Source organism: Citrobacter sp. XT1-2-2 (genome assembly GCF_023516235.1).
GTDB classification, from domain to species: domain Bacteria; phylum Pseudomonadota; class Gammaproteobacteria; order Enterobacterales; family Enterobacteriaceae; genus Citrobacter; species Citrobacter werkmanii.
Genome location: NZ_CP097324.1, coordinates 4,992,727 through 5,004,989, shown reverse-complemented (window position 1 = coordinate 5,004,989; position 12,263 = coordinate 4,992,727). Strand labels below are relative to the sequence as shown.

Sequence of the window (12,263 nt, the reverse complement as noted above, 5' to 3'; positions counted from 1 at the left end):
GACGAGTCTATGAGCACTGATAATAAACAATCATTGTCTGCGATTACCCTTGCGGCCATTGGGGTTGTCTACGGTGATATTGGTACCAGCCCACTTTATACGCTTCGTGAATGTTTGTCTGGCCAGTTTGGTTTTGGCGTTGAACGTGATGCTGTGTTTGGTTTTCTCTCGCTGATTTTCTGGCTGCTGATCTTTGTTGTCTCCATTAAATATCTGACGTTTGTCATGCGTGCGGATAACGCCGGGGAAGGTGGGATCCTGACGTTGATGTCATTGGCCGGGCGCAATACCTCGGCGCGAACAACCTCGATGCTGGTCATCATGGGGTTGATTGGCGGTAGCTTCTTCTATGGTGAAGTGGTGATTACGCCAGCCATTTCAGTGATGTCGGCGATTGAAGGTCTGGAGATTGTTGCACCGCAGCTGGATACCTGGATTGTTCCGCTCTCGATTATCGTGCTGACCCTGCTGTTTATGATTCAAAAACACGGTACCGGCATGGTTGGTAAACTGTTTGCGCCGATTATGCTGCTGTGGTTCCTGACGCTCGCGGTATTAGGCGTGCGCAGTATTATTGGTAACCCGGAGGTACTGCAGGCGCTAAATCCGTACTGGGCGGTGCATTTCTTCCTCGAATTCAAAACGTTGTCCTTTATTGCGCTGGGCGCGGTGGTGCTGTCGATTACCGGTGTTGAAGCGCTGTATGCGGATATGGGGCACTTCGGTAAGTTGCCGATTAGACTGGCATGGTTCTCGGTGGTATTGCCTTCGCTGGTGCTGAACTATTTTGGTCAGGGGGCGCTGCTGTTAAAGCATCCTGAAGCGATCAAAAACCCGTTTTTCCTGCTGGCGCCGGACTGGGCATTGATACCACTTCTGATCCTTGCCGCACTGGCAACGGTTATCGCTTCGCAGGCGGTTATTTCCGGTGTCTTCTCGCTGACGCGTCAGGCCGTGCGTCTGGGGTATTTATCGCCGATGCGGATCATTCATACTTCGGAAATGGAATCGGGTCAGATCTACATTCCTTTCGTTAACTGGATGCTCTATTTTGCGGTGGTTATCGTGATTGTGAGCTTTGAACACTCCAGTAATCTGGCCGCGGCGTACGGGATTGCGGTAACGGGGACAATGGTACTGACATCTATTCTGTCTACCACCGTGGCGCGCAAAAACTGGCACTGGAATAAATACTTCGTCTTCCTGATCCTGGCGGCGTTCTTGTGCGTCGATGTTCCGTTGTTCTCCGCGAACCTCGATAAACTGATTTCCGGTGGTTGGCTGCCTCTGACGCTGGGTCTGGTGATGTTCACCATCATGACTACGTGGAAAAGCGAGCGTTTCCGTCTGCTGCGTCGCATGCATGAGCACGGCAACTCTCTGGAGGCGATGATTGCCTCTCTGGAGAAATCCCCACCGGTACGCGTGCCGGGAACGGCGGTATATATGTCGCGTGCGCTGAACGTCATCCCGTTTGCGCTTCTGCATAACCTCAAGCATAACAAGGTGCTGCATGAACGCGTAATTCTGCTGACGCTGCGTACGGAAGATGCGCCATACGTGCACAACGTGCGTAGGGTGCAGATTGAGCAGTTATCGCCCACCTTCTGGCGCGTAGTGGCCAGCTACGGCTGGCGTGAAACGCCGAACGTTGAGGAAGTGTTCCATCGCTGCGGTCTGGAAGGCTTAAGCTGTCGGATGATGGAAACCTCCTTCTTTATGTCGCACGAGTCGCTGATTGTCGGCAAACGGCCATGGTATTTGCGTCTGCGCGGCAAGCTATATCTGCTGCTACAGCGCAATGCGCTGCGCGCGCCGGACCAGTTTGAAATCCCACCAAACCGGGTTATTGAACTCGGTACTCAGGTAGAGATTTAAGGCAATCGACGCCCTCTTTCATCGCGAAAGGGGGCGTTTTGTTTTGTCCCTCCCAGTTTTCATTTCATCAAATGATAATCCTTGCGAAACGTTTCGATGGCGATCACATTTTCGTAACGTCGCGGTGGTTTTCTGTCCATTCTTCGCACTACACTTATCTTCAGCGAAACGTTTCGCTAGTGGGGAAAGAAAATGAAGAAAGGCACGGTACTCAACTCTGAAATTTCAACGGTGATCTCCCGTCTGGGACATACCGATACGCTGGTGGTGTGTGATGCAGGTTTACCCATCCCGAACAGCACAACGCGTATTGATATGGCATTAACCTAGGGCGTACCTTCTTTTATGCAGGTACTGGATGTGGTTACACGTGAAATGCAGGTCGAGGCGGCCATTCTCGCGACGGAAATTAAACAACATAATCCGCAACTCCACGAAACGTTGCTCAGCCACATTGAGCAACTGCAACAACACCAGGGAAACACCATAGAAATTCGTTACACCACGCATGAACAATTCAAAAAACAAACCGCAGACAGTCAGGCGGTAATTCGCAGCGGAGAGTGTTCTCCGTATGCGAATATCATTCTCTGTGCTGGCGTCACGTTCTGAGGCCATCATGAACGCATTACTGCAACTCAAAGGGATCGATAAAGCGTTCCCGGGCGTAAAAGCGCTATCCGGCGCTGCGCTGAATGTCTATCCAGGCCGCGTAATGGCGCTGGTGGGCGAAAACGGCGCGGGCAAATCCACCATGATGAAAGTGCTGACCGGGATCTACACCCGTGATGCTGGCTCTTTATTGTGGCTGGGGAAAGAGACCACCTTTAATGGCCCGAAATCCTCTCAGGAAGCCGGAATCGGTATCATCCACCAGGAATTGAACCTGATCCCGCAACTCACTATCGCTGAGAACATTTTTCTTGGCCGTGAGTTTGTGAATCGCTTTGGCAAAATTGACTGGAAGAAGATGTACGCCGAAGCCGATCTGCTGCTCGCCAAACTCAATCTACGCTTTAAAAGCGACAGGCTGGTCGGTGAGTTGTCGATTGGCGATCAGCAAATGGTCGAAATTGCTAAAGTGCTGAGCTTTGAATCGAAGGTCATCATTATGGATGAGCCGACGGATGCGCTCACCGATACCGAAACCGAATCCCTGTTCCGCGTTATCCGCGAGCTGAAATCGCAGGGGCGCGGCATTGTCTATATCTCCCACCGTATGAAAGAGATCTTCGAAATCTGTGATGACGTGACCGTCTTCCGTGACGGGCAGTTTATTGCCGAGCGTGAAGTCGCAACGCTGACCGAAGACTCACTGATTGAAATGATGGTGGGACGTAAGCTGGAAGATCAGTACCCGCGTCTGGAAAAAGCGCCGGGCGATATTCGCCTGAAGGTCGATAATCTGTGCGGCCCAGGGGTAAACGATGTTTCGTTCACGCTGCGTAAAGGCGAGATCCTTGGCGTATCGGGGCTGATGGGCGCCGGACGTACCGAGCTGATGAAAGTGTTGTATGGCGCATTGCCGCGCACCAGCGGCTACGTCACGCTTGATGGGCATGAAGTTGTCACCCGTTCGCCACAGGATGGCCTTGCAAACGGCATCGTCTATATTTCTGAAGACCGTAAACGTGATGGCTTAGTGCTGGGCATGTCGGTGAAAGAGAACATGTCACTGACCGCGCTGCGCTATTTCAGCCGCGCCAGTGGAAGCCTGAAGCATAAAGATGAGCAGCAGGCGGTAGGTGATTTTATTCGTCTGTTCAATGTTAAAACGCCATCGATGGAACAGGCTATCGGCCTGCTCTCGGGCGGTAACCAGCAGAAAGTGGCCATTGCGCGCGGTCTGATGACCCGACCAAAAGTCCTGATCCTCGATGAACCAACACGCGGCGTCGACGTTGGGGCTAAGAAAGAAATTTATCAGCTTATCAACCAGTTTAAGGCCGATGGGCTGAGCATCATTCTGGTCTCCTCTGAGATGCCAGAAGTATTGGGCATGAGCGATCGTATTATCGTTATGCATGAAGGGCATCTCGGCGGTGAATTCACTCGCGAGCAGGCCACTCAGGAAGTATTAATGGCTGCCGCTGTGGGCAAGCTTAATCGCGTGAATCAGGAGTAAAAAAGATGACTACCCAGGCTGTTTCTGGTCGCCGTTATTTCACTAAAGCATGGCTTCTGGAGCAAAAGTCGCTCATCGCTCTGTTAGTGCTGATCGCGATTGTTTCCACCATGAGCCCCAACTTTTTTACCGTTAATAATCTGTTCAACATTCTCCAGCAAACGTCGGTAAACGCCATCATGGCCGTCGGCATGACGTTGGTCATACTGACGTCGGGTATCGATCTGTCCGTCGGTTCCTTGCTGGCGCTTACCGGTGCGGTGGCAGCGTCCATTGTCGGTATTGAAGTCAATGCGCTGGTGGCCGTTGCCGCTGCTTTGGCGCTCGGCGCTGCCATTGGCGCAGTAACCGGGGTCATTGTCGCGAAAGGCCGCGTGCAGGCGTTTATCGCCACGTTGGTGATGATGCTGCTGCTGCGCGGTGTGACCATGGTGTACACCAACGGCAGTCCGGTAAATACCGGGTTTACTGACAATGCCGATCTGTTTGGTTGGTTTGGTATTGGTCGTCCGTTAGGCGTGCCTACGCCTGTGTGGATCATGGGGATTGTCTTCCTGGCGGCGTGGTACATGCTGCACCATACGCGTCTTGGGCGTTATATCTATGCGCTGGGCGGTAACGAAGCAGCAACGCGTCTGTCCGGTATCAGCGTGAGTAAAATCAAAATTATCGTTTACTCCCTGTGCGGTCTGCTGGCATCGCTGGCGGGCATCATTGAAGTGGCTCGTCTCTCCTCTGCGCAGCCGACGGCAGGTACTGGCTATGAGCTGGATGCTATCGCTGCGGTGGTGTTAGGCGGTACCAGCCTGGCGGGCGGTAAAGGACGTATTGTTGGGACGCTGATCGGCGCATTAATTCTTGGTTTCCTCAATAATGGTTTGAATTTGTTAGGTGTATCCTCCTATTACCAGATGATCGTCAAAGCGGTGGTGATTTTGCTGGCGGTACTGGTAGACAACAAAAAGCAGTAACAACGATTACAGGACATCTTAAATATGAACATGAAAAAACTGGCTACCCTGGTTTCTGCTGTTGCGCTGAGCGCCACCGTGAGCGCGAATGCGATGGCGAAAGATACCATTGCGCTGGTGGTCTCCACCCTCAATAACCCGTTCTTTGTGTCTCTGAAGGATGGCGCGCAAAAAGAGGCGGATAAGCTGGGCTATAACCTGGTGATTCTGGATTCACAGAACAACCCGGCGAAAGAGCTGGCTAACGTTCAGGACTTAACGGTTCGTGGAACTAAAATACTGCTGATTAACCCGACTGACTCTGATGCCGTTGGTAACGCTGTGAAGATGGCTAACCAGGCGAAGATCCCGGTTATTACCCTGGATCGTCAGGCGACAAAAGGTGATGTGGTCAGCCACATTGCGTCTGATAACGTGCTGGGCGGTAAAATTGCGGGTGATTACATCGCGAAGAAAGCAGGTGAAGGCGCGAAAGTTATCGAACTGCAGGGGATTGCCGGTACTTCAGCGGCGCGTGAGCGTGGCGAAGGTTTCCAGCAAGCCGTTGCGGCACACAAATTTAACGTACTGGCCAGCCAGCCGGCAGACTTCGACCGCACTAAGGGTCTGAACGTCATGCAGAACCTGCTGACTGCACATCCTGACGTGCAGGCCGTATTTGCCCAGAATGATGAAATGGCGCTGGGTGCGCTGCGCGCACTGCAAACCGCGGGTAAATCTGATGTGATGGTGGTTGGATTTGACGGCACGCCAGATGGCGAAAAAGCAGTAAATGATGGCAAACTGGCTGCGACCATTGCTCAGTTGCCGGATCAGATCGGCGCGAAAGGCGTGGAAACTGCGGATAAGGTTCTGAAAGGCGAGAAGGTTCAGGCTAAATATCCGGTTGATCTGAAGCTGGTCATCAAGCAGTAACACCGATTCAGGTCGCTCGCGGCCTGATGGAGACATAAATACGCCATCCCTGGGCCTGGTTCTAAGGATGAAAGCGTAAAAAGAAAAGCAGGGCACGCGCCACCCTAACCCGGTGGCGCACTTTACTGGACACTCCGAACATGAAAACCGCAGGCAACCTCGTTGTTCTTGGCAGCATCAATGCCGATCACATCCTCAACCTTAAATCTTTCCCAACGCCTGGTGAAACCGTAACCGGTAGCCATTATCAGGTCGCATTTGGCGGAAAGGGCGCTAATCAGGCTGTTGCTGCGGGTCGTAGTGGCGCGAACATCGCGTTTATTGCCTGTACGGGTGACGACGATATTGGCGAAAGTGTGCGTAAACAGTTGGCCAAAGATAATATCGATATTGCGCCGATCAGCGTCATTTCAGGGGAATCGACCGGCGTGGCACTGATTTTTGTGAATGGTGATGGCGAGAACGTTATTGGCATTCACGCCGGAGCGAACGCAGCCCTTTCTCCTGCACTGGTGGAAGCGCAGCGCGACCGCATTGCGCATGCCTCCGCCTTACTGATGCAGTTAGAGTCGCCGATCGAAAGCGTGCTGGCTGCGGCAAAAATTGCGCAGCAAAATAAGACCACGGTCGCCCTTAACCCGGCTCCGGCGCGTGAACTTTCTGACGAACTGCTGGCGCTGGTGGATATTATTACCCCGAATGAAACCGAGGCTGAGAAGCTGACGGGGATCCGGGTTGAAAACGATGAAGATGCGGCCAAAGCGGCGCAGGCATTACACGCGAAAGGGATCCATACTGTATTGATTACTTTAGGTAGTCGCGGAGTGTGGGCCAGCGTGAATGGTGAAGGTCACCGAGTGCCTGGTTTTAAAGTGGACGCCGTTGATACCATCGCTGCCGGGGATACTTTTAACGGCGCGTTAATTACAGCGTTACTGGAAGAGACACCGCTGCCTGAAGCGATCCGTTTTGCCCATGCAGCTGCGGCGATTGCGGTTACCCGTAAAGGTGCGCAGCCTTCCGTTCCATGGCGCGAAGAAATAGAAGCGTTTTTAAGTCAACAGAGGTAACGCTTGGCTACAATGAAGGACGTCGCCCGCCTGGCGGGTGTTTCTACGTCGACGGTTTCTCACGTCATTAATAAAGATCGCTTTGTCAGTGAGTCTGTCACTGACAAAGTTGAAGCGGCAATTAAAGAGCTTAACTATGCGCCCTCCGCACTGGCGCGTAGTCTCAAGCTAAACCAGACCCGCACCATTGGCATGTTAATCACTGCCAGTACCAATCCTTTTTATTCCGAGCTGGTTCGTGGCGTTGAACGTAGCTGTTTTGAACGCGGTTACAGCCTGGTTTTATGCAATACCGAAGGCGATGAACAGCGAATGAACCGCAATCTGGAAACGCTGATGCAAAAACGGGTGGATGGCTTGCTGCTGCTCTGCACCGAAACGCACCAGCCTTCCAGAGAGATAATGCAACGCTATCCTTCTATTCCTACCGTAATGATGGACTGGTCGCCCTTTGATGGCGAAAGCGATTTGATTCAGGATAACTCTCTGTTAGGCGGGGACTTAGCCACTCAGCATCTTATCGATAAAGGTTTTACGCGCATTGCCTGTATTACCGGGCCGCTGGATAAAACACCGGCGCGTTTACGTCTGGAAGGATATCGGGCGGCCATGAAGCGAGCGGGCTTGCCGGTCCCGGAAGGTTACGAGATCACCGGTGACTTTGAGTTCGGCGGTGGTTTTGAAGCTATGCAAACGTTGTTGTCACATAAACAGCGACCGCAGGCCGTTTTCACCGGGAACGACGCAATGCCCGTCGGAGCGTATCAGGCATTGTATCAGTCAGGATTGCGCATTCCGCAGGATATGGCGGTGGTGGGTTATGATGATATCGAACTGGCACGCTATATGACGCCGCCGCTGACGACCATCCATCAACCCAAAGATGAATTGGGCGAGCTGGCCATCGATGTGTTAATCCACCGGATGGCGCAGCCCGCATTGCAGCAACAACGCCTGCAACTTACTCCTGTTTTGATGGCGCGGGGGTCGGTTTAGGCTTGTGTCGATCTTTGATCAGGTTACGTCCGTCTTTGGCTTTTAGCAGCATAAACATCAGCGCAGAGACAATAGTGATCGCGCCCATGGTTATAAAGGTGTAATGGAACTGTTCAACCGTATTAGTACCTTCCATACCTTCATAGATACGCAGGACGGCTGCGCTGATAGCGACCCCTAAACTGATCGACAGTTGCTGCGTAACGGCCAGCACGCTGTTACCGCTGCTGGCGTTCTCATCGGTCAGGTCCGCCAGAGTGATGGTATTCATTGAGGTAAACTGGGTGGACATCGCCATACCTAAAATAAATAACGGTAGGATCAGCATCCAGACCGGCATGGCAGGCGATTGCAAAGCGAATTGTGCAATCATCAGGCCGATAAAAACCGTTACACCCACCAGTGTCGTTCTGTAGCCGAGTCGGCGCAGCACCTGCGTCACCATTGATTTTGCCAGTATTGATCCCAGCGCCGTTGGCGCCATCATGCAACCCGCAATTAGCGCCGGATATCCAAAGCCTACCTGCAGCATCAGCGGCATTAAGAACGGCACACATCCTGTACCCAGACGCGTGGCAAGGTTTCCAGCGATCCCAACGGAAAAGGTTCTGGTCTTAAATATGGGAAGCGATATCAGCGGCGTTGGGTGACGACGCGCGTGACGAATGTAGGCAAGTAGCAACAGAATACTGGTCACAATTATGCTGAGTGCGACCCAGGTAGCGACAAGCTTCTCACCAAACAGCTCAACACCACTGGAAAACAACACCAGGCTCAGGCCAAAGAGGAAGAAACCTGTCATATCAAAGCCGCGGCGCGGCGTGGTGAAGTTCGGCATATATTTGCGTGCATAGAAGATACCCGCCACGCCTATGGGAATATTAATCAGGAAAATCCAGTGCCAACTGGCCCACGTGACCAGAACCCCGCCCAATACCGGACCTAAAATCGGGCCCACAAGCCCAGGCATGGTCACGAAGTTAAGCACAGGGAGTAATTCGCTGCGCGGGTAAGCTCGCAATAAAGCCAGACGGGCAACAGGCATCATCATCGCGCCGCCGATGCCCTGAATGACGCGGAAAACCACCAATTCACTTAAGGAACTGGATAGCGCACAAGCCAGTGAGCCCAGCGTAAACAGGCTTACGGCAATCATAAAGACGCGTCGGGTACCGAACCTGTCTGCCAGCCATCCACTCACCGGGATCAGCATGGCGACCGTCAGGGTATAACTGATAATAGCCGACTGCATGGCGAGTGGAGAGCGGTTAAGGCTGTGCGCTATTGCGGGTAAAGCGGTATTGAGGATAGTGGCGTCTAATGCCTGCATAAAAAAGGCCATGGCTGCTATCCATGGCAGCCCGGCCATACTGCGAGATTTCTTTTCTGACATATTATTTATCCGGTAGCACGTTCGGTGCTATCAGCAATGCCTGACAGGCGGTGAAGGCGCGATCGCCATCGCTATCCTCTATTGCATCGACAATAGCCTGGTGCAAATCCAGCTTCACCACATCGTTATAGGTAATAGAGGTAAAGTAGGTCTGGTAGACGGAATGGAATAGTGATGCAAAGGAGATAAGGAACGGATTCGCACTCATTTCATAGATGTGCTCATGCCAGGCGATATCAACTTCTATCCAACGCTCGCGCCGGAAATTTCTTTTCAGCTCGACCATCTCTTCCATCAGTGTATTGAGATGCGCTTTTTGTTCTGCCGTACCGATAGTCGCCGCCAGTAAACAGGCCTGAGGCTCCAGACTGATGCGCATCACCAGAAAATGTTTTATGACCTGAGGGAAATTATCTTCCGTCATCCACCAGGTAAGCAGCTCCTGGTCGAGGAAGTTCCAGTTTGCCTGAGGCATGACGCGAGTGCCAATACGCGGGCGCGGTAATACCATACCTTTTGCCGTTAACGTTTTTACCGCTTCTCTTACTGCGGTACGACTCACGCCAAACTGATCGCCCAGCTCTATTTCACCGGGCAGGATAGCTCCCGGCGCATATTCACCTTTTAAGATTCGCTGAGCTAACTTTTCGGCCAGAACGTAGGACAGATTCTTCTGTGCGGCTAGCTGTTGGGCATTTAAAGGCATGAATGTTATTCCTTACTCTTTCTCTTATTCATTAGTATGCCACCAGGTAGTGTGATTGCGGCTGCAAAAACGGCAAATTGCTTATTTTATGGCATGTTAATGGTTGTTTTGGTGAAAAAATGTGCATTCGGAAAGTTATTTTGAATTTCCCCTTGTCAGCCTGAAATAACTCCCTATAATGCGCCTCCACTGACACGGAACAACGGATTACACGCCGCCGGGTCAGCGGAGAAAAGCGTAAATAAACGCTTGACTCTGAAGCGGGATAGCGTAATATGCACACCCCGCGCCGCTGAGAAAAAGCGAAGCGGCACTGCTCTTTAACAATTTATCAGACAATCTGTGTGGGCACTCGAGGATACGGATTCTTAACGTCGCAAGACGAAAAATGAATACCAAGTCTCTGAGTGAACACGTAATTCATTACGAAGTTTAATTCACGAGCATCAAACTTAAATTGAAGAGTTTGATCATGGCTCAGATTGAACGCTGGCGGCAGGCCTAACACATGCAAGTCGAACGGTAGCACAGAGAGCTTGCTCTCGGGTGACGAGTGGCGGACGGGTGAGTAATGTCTGGGAAACTGCCCGATGGAGGGGGATAACTACTGGAAACGGTAGCTAATACCGCATAATGTCGCAAGACCAAAGAGGGGGACCTTCGGGCCTCTTGCCATCGGATGTGCCCAGATGGGATTAGCTAGTAGGTGGGGTAACGGCTCACCTAGGCGACGATCCCTAGCTGGTCTGAGAGGATGACCAGCCACACTGGAACTGAGACACGGTCCAGACTCCTACGGGAGGCAGCAGTGGGGAATATTGCACAATGGGCGCAAGCCTGATGCAGCCATGCCGCGTGTATGAAGAAGGCCTTCGGGTTGTAAAGTACTTTCAGCGAGGAGGAAGGCGTTGTGGTTAATAACCACAGCGATTGACGTTACTCGCAGAAGAAGCACCGGCTAACTCCGTGCCAGCAGCCGCGGTAATACGGAGGGTGCAAGCGTTAATCGGAATTACTGGGCGTAAAGCGCACGCAGGCGGTCTGTCAAGTCGGATGTGAAATCCCCGGGCTCAACCTGGGAACTGCATCCGAAACTGGCAGGCTAGAGTCTTGTAGAGGGGGGTAGAATTCCAGGTGTAGCGGTGAAATGCGTAGAGATCTGGAGGAATACCGGTGGCGAAGGCGGCCCCCTGGACAAAGACTGACGCTCAGGTGCGAAAGCGTGGGGAGCAAACAGGATTAGATACCCTGGTAGTCCACGCCGTAAACGATGTCGACTTGGAGGTTGTGCCCTTGAGGCGTGGCTTCCGGAGCTAACGCGTTAAGTCGACCGCCTGGGGAGTACGGCCGCAAGGTTAAAACTCAAATGAATTGACGGGGGCCCGCACAAGCGGTGGAGCATGTGGTTTAATTCGATGCAACGCGAAGAACCTTACCTACTCTTGACATCCAGAGAACTTAGCAGAGATGCTTTGGTGCCTTCGGGAACTCTGAGACAGGTGCTGCATGGCTGTCGTCAGCTCGTGTTGTGAAATGTTGGGTTAAGTCCCGCAACGAGCGCAACCCTTATCCTTTGTTGCCAGCGGTCCGGCCGGGAACTCAAAGGAGACTGCCAGTGATAAACTGGAGGAAGGTGGGGATGACGTCAAGTCATCATGGCCCTTACGAGTAGGGCTACACACGTGCTACAATGGCATATACAAAGAGAAGCGACCTCGCGAGAGCAAGCGGACCTCATAAAGTATGTCGTAGTCCGGATTGGAGTCTGCAACTCGACTCCATGAAGTCGGAATCGCTAGTAATCGTGGATCAGAATGCCACGGTGAATACGTTCCCGGGCCTTGTACACACCGCCCGTCACACCATGGGAGTGGGTTGCAAAAGAAGTAGGTAGCTTAACCTTCGGGAGGGCGCTTACCACTTTGTGATTCATGACTGGGGTGAAGTCGTAACAAGGTAACCGTAGGGGAACCTGCGGTTGGATCACCTCCTTACCTTAAAGAACCGACCTTTGCAGTGCTCACACAGATTGTCTGATGAAAAGTGAATAGCAAGGCGTCTTGCGATTGAGACTTCAGTGTCCCCTTCGTCTAGAGGCCCAGGACACCGCCCTTTCACGGCGGTAACAGGGGTTCGAATCCCCTAGGGGACGCCACTTGCTGGTTCGTGAGTGAAAGACACGTACCCTGATATCTCAAAACTGGCTTGC

At 52.4% G+C, this 12,263-nt stretch carries 8 protein-coding genes, 1 tRNA gene, 1 rRNA gene and 1 pseudogene; 9 read left to right on the top strand and 2 right to left on the bottom strand.

Features of this window, described 5'->3' with window-relative positions; translation table 11 throughout:
- Nucleotides 1–9 precede the first annotated feature (9 nt).
- The 7 genes and pseudogenes from kup (at nt 10) to rbsR (ending at nt 7,955) form a co-directional block, all read left to right on the top strand.
- Nucleotides 10–1,878, top strand: coding sequence for a low affinity potassium transporter Kup (gene kup, locus M4I31_RS23840; protein ID WP_085049158.1), 1,869 nt, complete (start codon nt 10–12; stop codon nt 1,876–1,878).
- Between the two features lie 192 nt (nt 1,879–2,070).
- Nucleotides 2,071–2,490: pseudogene (gene rbsD / locus M4I31_RS23835) on the top strand (D-ribose pyranase).
- Between the two features lie 7 nt (nt 2,491–2,497).
- A complete protein-coding gene (gene rbsA, locus M4I31_RS23830; protein ID WP_085049159.1) occupies nt 2,498–4,003 on the top strand; it encodes a ribose ABC transporter ATP-binding protein RbsA in 1,506 nt (501 codons plus the stop codon).
- A 5-nt stretch (nt 4,004–4,008) separates the two neighbouring features.
- Nucleotides 4,009–4,974 carry a ribose ABC transporter permease gene (rbsC, locus tag M4I31_RS23825; RefSeq protein ID WP_003023762.1) on the top strand — a complete coding sequence of 322 codons (966 nt, stop codon included), beginning with the start codon at nt 4,009–4,011 and terminating at the stop codon, nt 4,972–4,974.
- A 24-nt stretch (nt 4,975–4,998) separates the two neighbouring features.
- Nucleotides 4,999–5,889: a ribose ABC transporter substrate-binding protein RbsB gene (gene rbsB / locus M4I31_RS23820; protein WP_006687780.1), complete on the top strand. Its 891-nt coding sequence runs from the start codon at nt 4,999–5,001 to the stop codon at nt 5,887–5,889.
- Between the two features lie 140 nt (nt 5,890–6,029).
- Nucleotides 6,030–6,959, top strand: a complete 930-nt coding sequence (rbsK, locus tag M4I31_RS23815) for a ribokinase (RefSeq protein WP_038635803.1) — start codon at nt 6,030–6,032, stop codon at nt 6,957–6,959.
- A gap of 3 nt (nt 6,960–6,962) precedes the next feature.
- Nucleotides 6,963–7,955, top strand: coding sequence for a ribose operon transcriptional repressor RbsR (gene rbsR, locus M4I31_RS23810; RefSeq protein WP_250856845.1), 993 nt, complete (start codon nt 6,963–6,965; stop codon nt 7,953–7,955).
- Here rbsR and mdtD read toward each other — a convergent pair.
- Nucleotides 7,921–9,348, bottom strand: a complete 1,428-nt coding sequence (mdtD, locus tag M4I31_RS23805) for a multidrug transporter subunit MdtD (protein ID WP_038635809.1) — start codon at nt 9,346–9,348, stop codon at nt 7,921–7,923. The two genes, rbsR and mdtD, sit on opposite strands and share 35 nt — an antisense overlap.
- A gap of 1 nt (nt 9,349) precedes the next feature.
- Entirely contained in the window at nt 9,350–10,054 is a 705-nt protein-coding gene (locus M4I31_RS23800) for a FadR/GntR family transcriptional regulator (protein ID WP_038635812.1), read from the bottom strand.
- 454 nt (nt 10,055–10,508) lie between these two features.
- Here M4I31_RS23800 and M4I31_RS23795 point away from each other — a divergent pair.
- Together M4I31_RS23795 and M4I31_RS23790 are read left to right on the top strand one after the other, a co-directional pair.
- Nucleotides 10,509–12,048 (top strand): 16S ribosomal RNA (locus tag M4I31_RS23795).
- A gap of 85 nt (nt 12,049–12,133) precedes the next feature.
- A tRNA-Glu gene (locus M4I31_RS23790) sits at nt 12,134–12,209 on the top strand.
- Nucleotides 12,210–12,263 lie beyond the last annotated feature (54 nt).